The sequence below is a fragment of the Faecalibacterium sp. Marseille-P9590 genome (genome assembly GCF_017377665.1).
Lineage (GTDB): Bacteria > Bacillota > Clostridia > Oscillospirales > Ruminococcaceae > Faecalibacterium.
This window is the reverse complement of the sequence record NZ_JAFREF010000015.1, coordinates 21,464-38,241: the sequence shown is the minus strand read 5'-3', so window position 1 is coordinate 38,241 and position 16,778 is coordinate 21,464. Positions and strand designations below refer to the sequence as shown.

10 protein-coding genes are annotated in these 16,778 nt (G+C 61.0%); 4 read left to right on the top strand and 6 right to left on the bottom strand.

Annotation, left to right across the window (positions count from 1 at the left end):
- Positions 1-37: 37 nt before the first annotated feature.
- From J3349_RS12900 to J3349_RS12875, 6 genes are all read right to left on the bottom strand, one after another.
- The gene (locus J3349_RS12900) at positions 38-388 is read right to left on the bottom strand and encodes a metal-sensing transcriptional repressor (protein WP_207677692.1); all 351 of its coding nucleotides are present in this window, start codon (positions 386-388) and stop codon (positions 38-40) included.
- A gap of 238 nt (positions 389-626) precedes the next feature.
- On the bottom strand, positions 627-2,105 hold the full coding sequence (locus J3349_RS12895) for a glutamate synthase subunit beta (RefSeq protein WP_207677691.1): 1,479 nt from the start codon (positions 2,103-2,105) through the stop codon (positions 627-629).
- Between the two features lie 13 nt (positions 2,106-2,118).
- Positions 2,119-6,654, bottom strand: a complete 4,536-nt coding sequence (gene gltB, locus J3349_RS12890; RefSeq protein WP_207677690.1) for a glutamate synthase large subunit — start codon at positions 6,652-6,654, stop codon at positions 2,119-2,121.
- Between the two features lie 275 nt (positions 6,655-6,929).
- Positions 6,930-8,531 (bottom strand): hydroxylamine reductase, encoded by a 1,602-nt coding sequence (gene hcp, locus J3349_RS12885; RefSeq protein ID WP_207677689.1) that lies wholly within the window; start codon positions 8,529-8,531, stop codon positions 6,930-6,932.
- Between the two features lie 125 nt (positions 8,532-8,656).
- On the bottom strand, positions 8,657-10,009 hold the full coding sequence (gene gdhA / locus J3349_RS12880) for an NADP-specific glutamate dehydrogenase (RefSeq protein WP_207677688.1): 1,353 nt from the start codon (positions 10,007-10,009) through the stop codon (positions 8,657-8,659).
- Between the two features lie 294 nt (positions 10,010-10,303).
- Entirely contained in the window at positions 10,304-11,134 is an 831-nt protein-coding gene (locus J3349_RS12875) for an Mrp/NBP35 family ATP-binding protein (RefSeq protein WP_174235897.1), read from the bottom strand.
- 201 nt (positions 11,135-11,335) lie between these two features.
- On the opposite strand from J3349_RS12875, the gene J3349_RS12870 reads away from it, so the two are divergent.
- From J3349_RS12870 to J3349_RS12855, 4 genes are all read left to right on the top strand, one after another.
- Complete coding sequence (locus tag J3349_RS12870; protein ID WP_207677687.1) at positions 11,336-12,916, top strand: oligosaccharide flippase family protein; 1,581 nt, start codon at positions 11,336-11,338, stop codon at positions 12,914-12,916.
- 122 nt (positions 12,917-13,038) lie between these two features.
- Entirely contained in the window at positions 13,039-14,937 is a 1,899-nt protein-coding gene (locus tag J3349_RS12865) for a nucleoside-diphosphate sugar epimerase/dehydratase (protein WP_207677686.1), read from the top strand.
- A 58-nt stretch (positions 14,938-14,995) separates the two neighbouring features.
- On the top strand, positions 14,996-16,294 hold the full coding sequence (locus J3349_RS12860) for a diaminopimelate decarboxylase (RefSeq protein ID WP_207677685.1): 1,299 nt from the start codon (positions 14,996-14,998) through the stop codon (positions 16,292-16,294).
- Positions 16,295-16,342: 48 nt separating this feature from the next.
- Positions 16,343-16,738, top strand: a complete 396-nt coding sequence (locus J3349_RS12855) for a hypothetical protein (RefSeq protein ID WP_015564989.1) — start codon at positions 16,343-16,345, stop codon at positions 16,736-16,738.
- Positions 16,739-16,778: the final 40 nt, after the last annotated feature.

The following is a 16,778-nucleotide window of genomic DNA, read 5'->3' as shown; positions in this document are numbered from 1 at the left end:
GGATTCCTTTCCCTCTTATAGGATGCCCGGAACGGGGTCATTTCATGAGCCGGGGCAGCAGCTGCAGCAGTTCGTCCAGCTTCTGCGTCTCGCCGGCTTTCAAATCGTCGGCCACGCAGGTGCGGATGTGCTGGCCCAGCAGCTCTTTGGAAAAGCCGTTCAGTGCAGCGTTCACCGCAGCCACCTGCACCAGAATATCGGCGCAGTAGACGTCCTTGTCCAGCATCGCGCGGATGCCGCGCACCTGGCCCTCAATGCGGCTCAGCCGGTTGGCAAGGGCGCGGTACTCCTCAGGGGTACGGTCCTTGTGGCGGCAGCAGGAGGGGGCAGTGTCCTTTTCGGCAGGCTTAGCGGCGCAGCAGCAGGGCTTTTTTTCAGCATCAGTCATAGCAGATAACTCCTTTCCGGGTGTATCGGTGTGAAGAGGAAATGTACCCTGTGGGGGTAAATCTCCCGACACTCTGATTTTACCACTTAGGGGTATCTGTTTCAAGTGGGTAGGAAACGCTAACTGTGAAAACTTTGTGAAAATAAAAGCTCCCGAAATGCAGAAACGGGAGCCTCCCGGTGAAGGAAAGCTCCCGTTTCTGTTTAGGATAGGAAAGAGAATGTCATAAATAGGGGGGTCACAGATTGGTGTAACCCATCAGATAGCGGTCCACCTCGGCGGCGCAGTCGCGGCCCTCCCGCAGGCCCCAGACCACGAGGCTCTGGCCCCGGCGCATATCGCCGCAGACAAAGACCTTGTCTACATTGGTGCGGAAGCCATGGTCGGCCACATTGCCCCGAGCGTTCCGCTCCACGCCGAACGCCTCGGCCACATAGTCCTCGCAGCCCACGAAACCGGCGGCGATAAAGGCCAGTTGGCAGTCGTAGGTGAACTCTTCGCCGGTGGATTCCATGCTGGTACGGCCGGTGTCGGGGTCACGCTGGGGCTTGAGATAGGAGATGACCGCGCCGGTCAGGTTGCCGGCGTCGTCCTTCAGAAACTCTTTGACGGTGGTCTGGTAGACGCGGGGGTCTTTGCCGAACTTGGCAAGGCACTCAGTCTGGCCGTAGTCCACCTTCAGCACCTTGGGCCACTCGGGCCAGGGGTTATTCGCGGCCCGTTCTTTCGGGGGCTGTGGCATCATTTCCAGTGCCACGAGGTCGGTGCAGCCCTGCCGCAGGGCGGTACCCTGACAGTCGTTGCCGGTGTCGCCGCCGCCGATGACGAGGACATTCTTGCCTGCCGTGTTGATGGCCCTGCCGTCGGCAAACTTGCTGTCCAGCAGACTCCTGGTCACGCTGGTGAGGTAGTCCACTGCGAGGTAAACTCCCTTCGCGTCGCGGCCGGGGACGTTCAAATCGCGGGCTTTCTTGGCACCGCAGCAGAGCACGATGGCGTCATAGCTGTTCAAAATCTCAGCGGTATCCACAGCCCCGCCCACATCCATGTTGGTGCGGAACTCGACGCCCTCAGCCTGCATAATTTTGATGCGGCGCTCGATGACGGATTTGTCCAGCTTCATGTTGGGGATGCCGTACATCAGCAGACCGCCCACACGGTCAGCACGCTCGAAGACGGTGACGGCATGGCCCCGGATGTTGAGGTATTCGGCCACCGACAGGCCCGAAGGGCCGCTGCCGATGACGGCCACGCTCTTGCCGGTGCGGGCCGGAGGCGGGGCGGCATGGAGCCAGCCCTTGGCGTAGCCCGTCTCCACGATGGCGTGTTCGTTCTCCCGGACAGTGACGCTGCTGCCGGTGACGTCGCCGCAGGTGCAGGCGGCCTCACACAGGGCAGGGCAGACCCGGCTCGTGAACTCCGGGAAACGGTTGGTGGTGCGCAGGCGGCGGAGCGCCAGCTCCCATTTGCCCTGATAGACCAAATCGTTCCACTCGGGGATGAGGTTGTTCAGCGGGCAGCCGGAGGCCATGCCGCCGATCATCATGCCCGCCTGGCAGAAGGGGACGCCGCAGTCCATGCAGCGCGCTGCCTGGGTCTGCTGCTCCTCCCGGGAGAGCCAGATGTGAAATTCGTTAAAGTTTTCAATGCGCTCCAGCGGCGGAACATCCGTGCTGGTCTTGCGCGTGTAATCCATAAAACCAGTGAGTTTTGCCATGATGTTCCCCTCCTTACTTGTTCTTCTGCACGGCGTAGAATGCTTCGATCTGCGCCTGCTCGCCGTCGAGGCCGCGCTCTTCCATGGAGGCGATGACCCGCAGCATATGGTCGTAATCGTAGGGGAGGACTTTCTTAAATTTGGGCAGGAACTCGCTGAAATCGTCCAGGATCTCCTTGCCGCGGGGCGAGCCGGTCAGCTCGACGTGCTCCCGGATGAGCTCTTTCAGGGTGGCGACGTCGTACTTGTGCTCCACCGGCTCGAGGCTGACGGTCTCCTTGTTCACCCGCTGGTAGAAGTCCCAGTTCTCATCCAGCACATAGGCGATGCCGCCGGTCATGCCGGCTGCAAAGTTCTTGCCGGTCTGGCCCAGAACGACGACGGTGCCGCCGGTCATGTACTCGCAGCCGTGGTCGCCCACGCCCTCGACGACGGCCACAGCGCCCGAGTTGCGGACGCAGAAGCGCTCACCGGCCACACCGGAAACAAAGGCTTTGCCGCTGGTGGCACCGTAGAGTGCCACGTTGCCGATGATGATGTTCTCCTCGGGCTTGAAGGTGATGCCCTCGGGCGGGCGGACGACGAGCTTGCCGCCAGAGAGGCCCTTGCCCATGTAGTCGTTGCAGTCGCCGGTCAATTCCAGCGTCAGGCCCTTGGGAATGAATGCGCCGAAGCTCTGGCCGCCTGCACCGGTGCAGTGGACGGTGTAGACGTCATCGGGCAGGTCGCTGCCGTACTTGCGGGTGATCTCGCTGCCGAAGATGGCACCAAAGGCGCGGTCGGTGTTGGAGACATCCAGCTTCACGCTCTGAGGGGTCTTGCTGCTGAGCTTGAATTTCTTCATCAGCACCTTCATGTCCAGAGTGTCTTCCAGATGAAAGTCGTAGGTGTCTTCCTTCTGGAAGTGGACATTGCTGTTGACGATGGCGGGGTTGTGCAGGATGCAGTCGAGGTCCATCTTGGACATCCGGCTGTCGGCAGGGGCAGACTTGACATGGAGCAGGTCGGTGCGGCCCACCAGCTCGTCGATGGTACGGATGCCTAGCTTTGCCATGTATTCGCGCAGCTCCTGCGCCACGAAGGTCAGGTAGTTGATGATATACTCGGGCTTGCCGCGGAAGTGCTTGCGCAGCTCGGGGTTCTGGGTGCAGATGCCCATGGGGCAGGTGTCGAGGTTGCAGACACGCATCATGACGCAGCCCATGGTCATCAGCAGAGAGGTGCCGAAGCCGAACTCCTCAGCGCCCAGCATACAGCTGATGGCCACATCGCGGCCGGAGAGCAGCTTGGAATCGCTCTCGATGCGCACACGGGTGCGCAGGCCGTTGAGGATAAGGGTCTGGTGGGTCTCGGCGATGCCAAGCTCCCAGGGCAGACCGGCATCTTTGATGGAGTTGCGGGGCGCTGCGCCCGTGCCGCCGTCGTAGCCGGAAACAAGGATGACCTGTGCGCCGCCCTTGGCGACACCGGCAGCGATCGTGCCGACGCCGGCCTCACTGACCAGCTTGACGTTGATGTTGGCGTGGCGGTTGGCATTCTTGAGGTCGTAGATAAGCTCTGCAAGGTCTTCGATGGAGTAGATGTCGTGGTGCGGCGGGGGAGAGATGAGGCCGACACCCGTAGTGCTGTGGCGGGTCTTGGCGATCCACGGGTACACTTTTGCGCCGGGCAGATTGCCGCCCTCGCCGGGCTTTGCGCCTTGTGCCAGCTTGATTTGGATCTCTTCCGCGCTCACCAGATACTTGCTGGTGACGCCGAAGCGGGCGGAAGCCACCTGCTTTATCTTGGAATTGCTCTCGCTGTGGTAGCGCTCTTCGGGCTCACCGCCCTCGCCGGTGTTGCTCCGGCCGCCGAGGCGGTTCAGCGCGATGGCGATGGTCTCGTGGGCCTCGCTGCTCAGTGCGCCGTAGCTCATGGCAGCGGCCTTGAACCGCTTGACGATGGAGCTCACCGGCTCCACCTCGTCCAGCGGGATGCCGCCGTCGGGGGCATAGTTGAAGTCCAGCAGACTGCGCAGATGGACGCCGTTCTGGCCCATGTTGTCCACGGTGTGGGTGAACTGCTTGAAGGTGTCGTAGTCACCGGTGAAGCAGGCTTTCTGGAACAGGTGGATGGTCTGGGGGTTGAAGAGGTGCTCTTCCTTGCCGCTGCGGAACTTGTGGGCGCCGCCGTCTTCCAGCTGCATGTTGATGTCAAGGCCCAGCGGGTCGAAGGCTGCGTTGTGCAGGGCCTCCACGTCAGCCTGAATGTCCTCGAGGCCGATGCCGCCCACACGGCTCACCGTGCCGGTGAAATACTTGTCGATGACGTCCCTGGAGATGCCGACGGCCTCGAAGATCTGGCTGCTCTGGTAGCTCTGGATGGTGGAAATGCCCATCTTGGAGGCAATCTTCACGATGCCGCCCAGCACAGCCTTGTTGTAGTCGTCTACGGCGGCGTAATAATCTTTGTCCAGCAGACCGTCGTCGATGAGTTGGCCGATGGTCTCATGGGCCAGATAGGGGTTGACGGCACAGGCACCGTAGCCCAGCAGAGCGGCAAAGTGATGCACTTCATGAGGCTCTGCGCTCTCGAGGATGAGAGCCAGTGCGGTGCTCTTCTTGGTGCGGATGAGGTACTGGGACACGGCAGAAACCGCCAGCAGGCTGGGGATGGCCACATGGTACTCGTCAATGTCCCGGTCGGACAGGATGATGATGTTCGCACCCTCTTTATAAGCGCGGTCTACCTCCAGGAAAACGCGGTCGATGGCCTTTTCGAGGCTGGTGTTCTTGTAGTAGTTGATGGAGACAGTGGAGACTTTGAAGCCCGGGACGTTCATGTACTTGATGCGGAGAAGGTCAGTGGACGTGAGGATGGGATTGTTGACCTTGAGCACCTTGCAGTTTTCGGGCTTGTCTTCCAGCAGGTTGCCGTGTGCGCCCACATAGACGCTGGTGGAGGTGACGATCTTCTCGCGGATGGCGTCGATGGGCGGATTCGTGACCTGTGCAAAACGCTGCTTGAAATAATTGAAGAGCGGCGGGTGCTGGCCGCTGAGGACGGCAAGCGGGGTATCGGTACCCATTGCGCCGGAAGGCTCTGCGCCCTGACGTGCCATGGGCAGGATGAGGGTGCTGATGTCCTCATACTTGTAGCCGAACACCTTCTGCAGGCGCAGCAGGTCGTCGCCGGTGTAGCTGGGGGTCTTGATGTTGGGGATCTTGAGGTCCTTCAGCTGGACGAGGTTGCGGTCTATCCACTCGCCGTACGGCTCACGGCTGGCGTAGTATTCCTTCAGCTTCTCGTCGTCCACGACTTCGCCCTTGACGGTGTCCACCAGCAGCATCTTGCCGGGGCGGAGACGGTCTTTGACCAGAATATTCTCCGGCTCACAGGGCAGCACGCCCACCTCGGAAGAGAGGATCATCCTGCCGTCTTTGGTGATGTAGTAGCGGCTGGGGCGCAGACCGTTGCGGTCCAGCACAGCGCCCACCACATCGCCGTCGGAGAAGAGGATGGCGGCAGGGCCGTCCCAGGGTTCCAGCATGGTGGCGTAATACTGGTAGAAATCCCGCTTTTTCTGGCTGATGTTCTTGTTGTTCTCCCAGGGTTCCGGGATGGTGATCATGACAGCCAGCGGCAGATCCATGCCGTTCATCACCATGAACTCGAGGGCGTTGTCCAGCATGGCGGAGTCGGAGCCGGAGGTGTTGATGATGGGCAGGATCTTGTTCATGTCCTCCTTCATGATGGGGGAGGAGATGGTCTCTTCACGGGCCAGCATGGCGTCGGTGTTGCCCTTGATGGTGTTGATCTCACCGTTGTGGAGGATGAAGCGGTTGGGGTGGGCGCGCATCCAGCTGGGGTTGGTGTTGGTGGAGAAGCGGCTGTGGACCATGCCGATGGCGGATTCATAGTCCTCGTCCTGCAGATCGAGGTAGAACTGGCGCAGGTCGTGGACGAGGAACATGCCCTTGTACACGATGGTGCGGCTGGACAGACTGGGGACATAGGTGCCGTTGCTGGCCTGCTCGAAGACCCGGCGGACGATGTAGAGCTTGCGGTCAAAGTCGATGCCCTTGCTCACCTTGGCGGGCTTTTTGATGAAGCACTGCCAGATGGCGGGCATACAGTCGCGGGCTTTCTGTCCCACGGCGTCGGGGTCTACAGGCACTTCGCGCCATGCCAGAAACTCGAGGCCCTCTTTGCGGGTGACAAGCTCAAAAAGCTTCATGGCCTGGGCGCGCAGGTGTTCGTTCTGGGGGAAGAAGAACATACCTACGCCGTATTCGCGCTCGTTGCCAAGGCTGATGTTCAGCTCGTCGGCTACCTTGGCAAAGAAGCGGTGGCTGATCTGCAGCATGATGCCCACGCCGTCGCCGGTCTTGCCCTCGGCGTCCTTGCCGGCGCGGTGCTCAAGGCGCTCCACGATGGACAGCGCGTCGCTGACGGTCTGGTGGCTCTTGCGGCCCTTGATGTCCACGACGGCACCGATGCCGCAGGCGTCGTGCTCGAACTGGGGGTCATAGAGGCCCAGAGGCCCTTTTTGCTCCGTGAAATTTTCCATAGACTTTCCCATCCTTTTTTCGATTTTCCGGAGAATATCCTGGCAATGCTGCGGCACATTCCGCAGAGTCCCTCTTAATGCCGGTAAAAAGAAAAGGCGTCCCAGATGGGTCGGCAAAGACTCATCTGGAACGCCCTTGTTCCGGATAACAAGAATATTATACAAAGGTGCTGAAAGAGATTCAAGTGACAGCTGCACCAAATGTGGGTACACGGCGACGGTTCTTCTTGTGAAAAACAGACACGCAGAGTAGGAAATAGTATGCCTTTTCCGGCTCAGTGTCGGCCCAGACAGGCGGCAAGATCGTCCTCCGGCGTGGTGATGGGCCGGAGGTCATACTTCTCCTGCAAAACAGCGGCCACCCCGGGGGAGAGGAAGGCGGGCAGGGTGGGGCCGAGACGGATGCCCCGGATGCCCAGCGCCAGCAGGGCCATCAGCACACAGACCGCCTTCTGCTCGAACCAGCAGAGGATGATGGAAAGGGGCAGCTCGTTGACCGAGCAGTCAAAAGCTTCGGCCAGACCCAGCGCGATCCGGATGGCACTGTAGGCGTCGTTGCACTGGCCCACGTCGAGGATGCGGGGCAGACCCGCCACCGTACCCAGCGGCAGGTCGTTGAGCCGGAACTTGCCGCAGGCCAGCGTCAGGATGACGGTGTCGGGCGGGGTCAGCTTGGCAAAATCCGTGTAGTACCGGCGGGAGGGGCGGGTGCCGTCGCAGCCGCCGATGAGGAAAAAGTGCCGGATGGCACCCTCGTGGACGGCTTGGACGATCTCCTCCGCATGGCTCAGTACGGCGTGGTGGGCAAAGCCGGTGGCGACCACACTGCCGCCGTTCATGCCCGGGATGAGGGTGTCCTCCGGGTAGCCGCCCAGCTCAAGCGCCTTGGCGATGACCGGCGAAAAATCTCGGTCCTCCCCGATGTGGGCGACGCCGGGATAGGAGACGACAGAGGTGGTGAATACCCGGTCGGCATAGCTGGGCCGGAGGGGCATGATGCAGTTGGTGGTGAAGAGCACCGGTGCAGGGATGTCCTCAAACTCCCGCTGCTGGTTCTGCCATGCGGTGCCAAAGTTGCCTTTCAGATGAGGAAAGCGCTTTTTCAGCTCCGGGTAGCCGTGGGCAGGCAGCATCTCGGAGTGGGTGTAGACATTGATGCCCTTGCCCTCGGTCTGCTCCAACAGGCACTTGGCGTCGTAGAGGTCGTGGCCGGAGATGACGATGAAAGGCCCTTTCTCGATGGTCAGGGACACCTCCACCGGCTCCGGGTCGCCAAACGCGCCGGTGTTGGCCTTGTCCAGCTCAGCCATGACCCGGTAGGCCATCCGCCCGGTGTCCTCCACCAGCTGGAAGAGCTTGTCCTTGTCCCGCTCCTGTGCGATGGCCCGCAGCGCCGTGCAGAAAAACAGGTCGATTTCGCCATCGGTATAGCCCAGCACCCGCGCGTGGTAGGAGTAAGCTGCCATGCCGCGCAGCCCAAAGAGGACAAAGGAGCACAGGCTCTTCCGGTCGGGGTCCGGCTCCTGCCACAGCTTCTGCATATCGTAGTCGGACACTGGTGCAGGTGCAGGGCTGGCCGAGGCAAAGGCTTCCTGCTTGGCCTTCCAGACCTTATCGGTCAGCTGCGCCACCGTTTGGGGGTCGAAATCAACATTGGTGATGGTGGTGAACAATCCTTCCGTCAGCAGGAGTGCCTGCGGGGGGCGGATGGGTCTGCCGATGTCCAGCAGCAGGGTGGCAAAGCCGATGAGTGCCCCGGTGAGCTTGTCCTGCGCGTCGGCTGTCTCGGCTGATTTGCCGCAGACACCCGCTTTTCCGGTGCAGGCCGTGCAGTTTGCCGCCTGCTCGCATTGATAACAGAACATCATTTCGTCCATGCAAAAACCTCTTTTCGTTTGATGAAAGGAGTATGAGCGGGGCGGCAGACGGTTATGCAGGCAGGCGGGGCAAACCAAAAAAAGCCGCACCCTCGCGGATGCGGCCCTTGTAGATCAGGAAAAGCTTAGTAGGTGATGCCCTGAGCCATCATGGCAGTAGCGACCTTCAGGAAGCCGGCGCAGTTTGCACCGACCATCAGGTTGCCCTCGGAGCCAGCGGCCACGGATGCATCGTAGGAAGCGTGGAAGATGCCCTCCATGATGCCCTTCAGCTTTGCATCGACCTCTTCGAAGCTCCAGCTCAGACGCTCGGAGTTCTGGCTCATCTCCAGACCGGAGGTAGCCACGCCGCCGGCGTTGGAAGCCTTTGCGGGTCCGTACAGGATGCCGTTGGACAGGTAGACCTCGATGGCCTCGGGAGTGCTGGGCATGTTAGCGCCCTCGCAGACCACGGTGCAGCCGCCCTTCACCAGAGCCTCTGCGGACTCCTTGTTGATCTCGTTCTGGGTAGCGCAGGGCAGGGCGATGTCGCAGGGGACAGTCCAGACCTTGGTGCAGTCAGCAACGTAGGTTGCATCCTTGTGGGTCTCAGCATATTCCTTGATACGGCCACGGCGGACTTCCTTCAGATCCTTGACGTAAGCCAGGTCGATGCCGTTGGGGTCGTAGACATAGCCGTTGGAGTCGGACATGGTGACGACCTTGGCACCCAGCTGGGTAGCCTTCTCACAGGCGTAGATAGCGACATTGCCGGAGCCGGAGATGACCACGGTCTTGCCCTCGAAGCTGTCGTTGCGCATGCACTTCAGAGCCTCAGCGGTGAAGTAGCACAGGCCGTAGCCGGTAGCCTCGGTACGGGCCAGAGAACCGCCGAAGGTCAGGCCCTTGCCGGTGAGCATACCGCCCTGGAAGCTGTTGGTCAGACGCTTGTACTGGCCGAACAGATAGCCGACCTCGCGGCCGCCGACGCCAATATCACCGGCGGGGCAGTCCACGAACTGGCCGATGTGGCGGTACAGCTCGGTCATGAAGCTCTGGCAGAAGCGCATGACTTCCATGTCGCTCTTGCCGTGGGGGTCGAAGTCAGAGCCGCCTTTGCCGCCGCCCATGGGCAGGGTGGTCAGGCTGTTCTTGAAAGTCTGCTCGAAGCCGAGGAACTTCAGGATGCCCTGATTGACAGAAGGATGGAAGCGCAGGCCGCCCTTGTAGGGGCCGATGGCGCTGTTGAACTGGACGCGGTAGCCGCGGTTCACCTGGACCTTGCCCTGGTCATCGACCCAGGGTACACGGAAGGTGATGATGCGCTCAGGCTCGACCAGACGCTCGATGAGGGCGGCCTTCTCGTACTCGGGATGCTTCTCCACGACGGGCTGGATGCTCTCCAGCACCTCGCGGACAGCCTGCAGGAATTCGGGCTCGTTGGCATTGCGCTTTTCCAGGCCCTCGTAGACACGCTTCAGATATTCATTCGTCAGCATAATGATATACTCCTTTTCCCTTAACTCTATTGTGTGGAGGCTCCGTCTTTCCCGTTTCCCACGGCGGGGCTGATAAGCCTCTGACCACTTTGCTATTATAAAGCTTTATCTGCCGATTTACAAGATGGCCCGCCCCGCAAAAACCGGAAAATCTTTCAAAAAACAATGGAAAAGATGAATGCACTTCACGAAAAAGACGGGACACATCAAAAAAACTGCGATAAAACCTGCTTTTGTAAAGAAACAAAAAATCCCTGCACCGGCTCGGAACAGGCGGTGCAGGGAGGAAAAGTCTTACTTCAGCAGCTTCTCGCAGGCGTCAGCGGCACCCTCGAGGAACTGTCCGCCGTAGGTCTCGATCATGCCGGCGTCGGACAGCGCAGCCAGCTGCGGGTCGATGGGGCATTTGGCCAGAACGGGCAGGTGATGCTTTGCGGCCACCTCGTCCACATGGCTGTCGCCGAACACATTGATGTGCTTGCCGCAGTCGGGGCAGACGATATAGCTCATGTTCTCGACGATGCCCAGCATCGGCACCTTCATCATCTCGGCCATGTTCACGGCCTTGGCCACGATCATGCTCACCAGCTCCTGCGGGCTTGCCACGACGACGATGCCGTCCACGGGCAGACTCTGGAAGACGGTCAGGGGGACGTCACCGGTTCCCGGAGGCATATCCACGAACAGGAAATCGACGTCTTTCCAGACCACATCGGTCCAGAACTGCTTGACCGCACCGGCGATGACGGGGCCGCGCCAGACGACGGGGTCTTCCTCGTTCTCTACCAGCAGGTTGATGCTCATGACGTCGATGCCCATTCGGCTCTGGATGGGCCAGCAGCCCTTGTCGTCAGCCATGGCGCGGCCATGGATGCCGAACAGCTTGGGGATGGACGGGCCGGTGATGTCGGCGTCGAGGATGCCGCAGTGGTAGCCGCGGCGTGCCATTGCACAGGCCAGCAGGGCGCTGGTCATGCTCTTGCCGACGCCGCCCTTGCCGGATACGACGCCGATGACCTTCTTGACGCTGCTATTGGGGTTGGGTGCGTCATGCTGGGGCGCAGCATTGCGGGAAGAACACGCTGCCCCGCAGTTGGAGCAGTCATGGGTACATTCTTCGCTCATTGTCTCGTTGCGCACGGCCGTGGTACCGGGGTGCGCTTCCTCCTTGCATTCTTAGATCCGGTCTGGCGGAACATTCCCGCCAGATACGATATATATCATATCATAAAACTGGGAAAGAAACAACCCACGGCCCCGCTCATATTTCCCAGAGCAGTTTACATATTTATAAAAAGATACACTGGGGAAAGGGAGGGGTGCGCTGTGCGGCAGAGCTATCTGAAAAACGCAGCCCTGATGACCGGGGCGGACGTCCTGCTCCGCCTGGCGGGCATGGGGCTGCGCATCTGGCTGGCGAACGCTCTGGGCGGCGAGGGGATGGGGCTGTACCAGCTGGTGCTGGCGGTCTATTCGCTCTTCGTCACGCTGGCGACGGCGGGCGTCTCGGTGGCGGCCACCCGCCTGATGGCTGAAGAGCTGGCCCGCAGCCCGGCGGAGGCCCGGGGGATGCTTCACTGTCTCCTGCTGGCGGGGGCCGGGCTGGGCGTGCTGGCGCTGGCGGCGCAGTTCGGGCTGGCGGGCCTCGCCGCAAAATGGTGGCTGGGCGATGTCCGGGCAGCGGGGGCGCTGCGTGTCTCGTCGCTGGGCCTGCCGTGGATGGCGGTGTCGTCGGTACTGCGGGGCTTTTTCATCGCCCGGCGGCAGGTGGAGCCAAACGTCCTGAGCCAGCTGGCCGAGCAGACCGTCCGCATCGGCATCGTATGGGCTGCGCTGGAGCGGGCCGACGTCCTCGGCTGGGACGTGGGCGGGCGCTGCACGGCAGTGCTGGGCGCAACGGCGGTCAGCGAGGCCGTCAGCACTGGGCTGATGGCACTTTTTTACCGTAAAGAGGCCCGCCGCTGCTTCGGTGCGCGGCCTGCCTGCCGCCCGCAGGAGCCGGGAAAGCGCCTCTGGGACATCCTCTGGCCGGTGGAGGGAGGACGTTGTCTCGCCAGCGCTCTCCACACCGCGGAGAATATGCTGGTGCCGGCCTGCCTGGCAGTCTATCTGCAGTTTTCCGGCGGGCGTGCCGAAGCCGTGGCCCAGTACGGCAACCTCAAGGGGATGGCCCTGCCTCTGCTGACCTTTCCCTTCGGACTGCTGGGGAGCCTTTCCGTCCTGCTGATGCCCGAGATCACTCAGGCCCACCTCCGGGGCCAGAGCGGGCGGCTGGCGGCTCTCATCGACAGGATGCTCCGGCTCACCGGCTATTTCTCGGCGCTGGCAGGAGCGGCGTTCTGGGTGTGGGGTCGGCCGCTGGCCGAAGCCCTCTACGGCAGCGCCGAGGCGGGCAGCTACCTCGTCATCCTCGGCCCGGCCATGCCGCTGATGTATCTCGAGAGCATGGTGGACGGTGCCATGAAGGGGGTAGGAGAACAGAAAGCTGTTTTCCGCTACAGCATGTGGGACTCCTGCCTCCGCATTGTGGGCGTGCTGCTCCTGCTGCCCCGCTTCGGGATGAAGGGCTTTCTTTTTGTGATCTTGCTGTCCAGCTTCTACACCTGCACCGCCAACACGGGGCGGCTGCTGTCCAGCTGCGGCCTGCGGCTGCAACTCTGGCGGTGGCTGGGCGCACCGGGCTTTGCGGGAGCCGTCAGCGCCGGGGCCGGGCTGGCCCTGCGGCATCTTTTAGCGGACTGGCTCACCGGCGGGGTCCTCTTGCAGCTGGCGGCGGTAGCGCTGGGCGGCGCGGGGATGGCAGCGGTCTGCTTTACGGCGGCGTGGCCGCTGGGCCTCGGCGAAGAGCTGCGGGCCGTGGCGGCAGGGGAGAGGCGGCATAAGAAAAATGTCCAAAAAGTGAAATAGCTGGACACGGGGAAGAGAATCGAGTATAATACTAAAGATATTATGGGGTGATAGGCCCTTGAAATGAAAAACGGCAGCTGACATCTTCGGATGCCGGCCCCCGATGCAAAAGAGGATATGCTGTGAAGGAAAAGAAAACAAATCTGCTGCAGGTACTGGCCCGCCGGGCTCTGCTGGTGGCGCTGGACGGAGCCATCGTAGCCTTCAGCTTTTATTTCGCCCTGCTGCTGCGCGCAGACGGCGCTGTCGAGGCCTCCTGGTGGCCCCACAACCGCGCCCTGCTCTACGCGAATCTGCCCTGGATCGTGGCGGTCTACCTGCTCAGCTTTCTGGCCGGGCGGCTCTACACCATCCTTTGGAAGTACGCCGGGGAGCGTGACCTCATCCGTCTGGCCGGGATGATCGCCGTCCCGACGGGCGTCGTCTATCTGGTCAACCGCTGCTTCATCCACGGTGTGCTCTTCAACTCGGCCAACGCCATGGCGGCGGTGCTCATTTTCCTGTTCATCGGCGGGAGCCGTCTGGCCTGGCGGCTCTTCCTGAACCACCCGCTGGGCGAGCGTCTGCGCGGCAACACCAGCAAGGACCCCAACCGCCCTGTCATGATCGTGGGTGCGGGCGAGGCTGGTGCGTGGGCCATCAATGTCTGCAAGACCAACACCAGCTACGGCCATGTCATCGTGGCCGTGGATGATGACCCCAACAAGCTGGGCCAGACCATCCATGGTGTCCCGGTGCGCGGCACACTGGAAGAAATTCCCGACCTGTGTACCCGCTACAACATCCATACCATCATCGTGGCGATCCCGACCCTGAAGGGAAACCGCCTGAACCACGTCATCGACCTCTGCGTCTCCACCCACTGCGCTGTGCAGATGCTCAGCGACCCCCAGCTGGTGGGTGCAGGCACACCTCAGCAGGGTGCGTTCCGTGAGCTGAACACCGCCGATTTCCTCTCCCGTGAGGAAGTCACACTGGACACGGAGAAAATTTCCGGCTACCTCACCGGCAAGACCGTTCTGGTGACGGGCGGCGGCGGCAGCATCGGCAGTGAGCTCTGCCGTCAGGTCATGCGCTTCAAGCCTGCAAAACTGCTTATCTTCGATATTTATGAGAACTGCGCCTATGAACTGCTGATGGAACTGCAGCAGAAGTATGGCCGTGATGTGCCGGTCACGGTGCTGGTCGGCTCCATCCGGGACAAGGCCCGTCTGGACGAGGTATTTGAGATGTACCACCCGACGGTGGTGTTCCATGCCGCCGCCCACAAGCACGTCCCGCTGATGGAGATCAGCCCCGCCGAGGCCGTCAAGAACAATGTCTTTGGCACTAAGAACCTGCTCACCAGTGCCAGCGAACACGGCGTGGAGCGGCTGGTGCAGCTCTCCACCGATAAGGCCGTCAACCCCACCAGCGTCATGGGCTGCACCAAGCGCCTGTGTGAGATGCTTATCCAGACCTTCGCAGGCAACACCGACATGAAGTGCGTCGCCGTCCGCTTCGGCAATGTGCTGGGCAGCCACGGCAGTGTCATCCCGCTGTTTGAGGCGCAGATCAAAAAGGGCGGCCCCGTCACCCTCACCGATGCCAACATCGAGCGCTACTTTATGACCATCCCGGAGGCGGCACAGCTGGTGCTGCAGGCCGGTGCGCTGGCCGAGAGCGGCAGCATCTATGTGCTGGACATGGGCGAGCCGGTCAAGATCATGGACCTTGCAAAACAGCTCATCCGCTTCTACGGCTATGAGCCGGGCGTGAACATGGATATTAAGATCGTGGGTCTGCGCCCCGGCGAAAAACTCTACGAAGAACTGATGATGGACGAGGAGCAGGACAAGATGCGCCGCACCGTCCACAATAAGATCTTCGTAGCTCCGCCCCGGAACATCGACCTGGGCGAGTTCTACCAGCAGCTCCAGGAGCTGGCCGTCGCCGCCGAGCACAACGACGACAGCGTGGTGGAGCAATTGGCCAAAATGGTGCCTACCTTTACCCCCACCCGCGAGAACCTCAAGCTGTAAAACCGCTGGCTGCACGGCACCTTTGCTGTGTAAAAATATATGAGAGGGATGTACAATCATGGAAAAGAAACCGTTTTTGACTGAGTCGATGGCTCAGGACATCATTCAGGACGTACCCACCCCCTTCCACGTCTATGACGAGAAGGGCATCCGCGAGAACGCCCGACGCATCAACAAGGCATTCAGCTGGAACAAGGGCTTCCGCGAGTATTTTGCGGTCAAGGCTCTGCCGAACCCCGTCATCCTCCAGATCCTGAAGGAAGAGGGCTGCGGCGTGGACTGCTCCTCTCTGACCGAGCTGATGCTCAGCGAAGTGTGCGGCTTCAGCGGCAGCGACATCATGTTCTCCTCCAACCAGACCCCTGTGGAGGACATGAAGAAGGCTTACGAGCTGGGCGCTTATATCAACCTCGATGACGCCACGATGGTGGACTTCCTCGACCGTGTGGCCGGTGTGCCGGAGAACATCTTCTGCCGCTACAATCCGGGCGGCACCTTCCAGCTGGGCGAGAGCAAAGAGGGCTTCCAGGTCATGGACAAGCCCGGCGACGCCAAGTACGGCATGACCGAGGAGCAGATGATCGACAGCTATAAGAAGCTGGCTGCAAAGGGTGCCAAAAACTTTGGCATCCACGCCTTCCTCGCCTCCAACACCATCTCTGACGCCTATTATCCTGAGCTGGCAGGCATCCTCTTCCAGCTGGCTGTCCGCGTCCAGAAGGCCACCGGCGTGCATATCGCCTACATCAACCTGTCCGGCGGCGTCGGCATCCCGTACCGCCCCGAGCAGACGGAGAACGACATCATGGACATCGGCGAGGGCGTTCGCAAGAAGTTTGAAGAAATTCTGGTCCCCGCCGGCATGGGCGATGTCTCCATCTTCACCGAGATGGGCCGCTTCACCACCGGCCCCTACGGCGCTCTGGTAGCTACTGCCATCCACGAGAAGCACATCTATAAGGAATACATCGGTCTGGATGCCTGCGCGGCCAACCTGATGCGCCCCGCCATGTACGGCGCTTACCACCACATCACCGTGCTGGGCAAGGAAGACGCACCCCACGACCACAAGTACGATGTGGTCGGCGGTCTGTGCGAGAACAACGACAAGTTTGCCATCGACCGTATGCTGCCCAAAATCGACATCGGCGACATTGTGTATATCCACGACACCGGTGCGCACGGCTCTGCCATGGGCTACAACTACAACGGCAAGCTGCGCAGCGCCGAGGTCCTGCTCTGCGAGGACGGCTCTCACCGCCTCATCCGCCGTGCCGAGACTCCCCGCGACTACTTTGCAACGCTGGACTTCCTGCCCTTCATGAAGCCGCTGCTGGGCGAGTACAACGACGACTGAGCACGCTTCTGACTCCATCAAACCAGAATAAAGCGAGGAACAACGCAGATGTTTTTTGGATTCCAACTCACCTGTGGCCTGATGCTGGTCTTTTACGGCTATTCGGTCATGAAAAATCCACGGGTCTGGGGCGACCAGGGCCGTCAGGCCGTCAAGGCCGAAAATTTCCCCGAGTACTGCCGCCAGAACGGCCTGTTTTTTCTGAAAGCTGGCTTCATTATGGCGCTCATTGGTGCGCTGGACGCGCTGGTAACGCTTTCGGGTCTGCTGTACGTCCTGTTGTACCTGTTCGGGCTGGCGTTTGCGTTCTACCCGCTGACCCGCTGGTGCAAGGAGAACGAGGGCTTCTCGTGGCCCTGGCCCCGCGTCGAGAGCGAGAAAAAGCGCATCAAGAAACTGCGCCGGCAGCAGGAGGCCGAAAAGGCGGAACGAGAAGAAAAGTAAATAGCAAAAAATAAGAGGCCGCTGTAAAAGCAACCTCTCA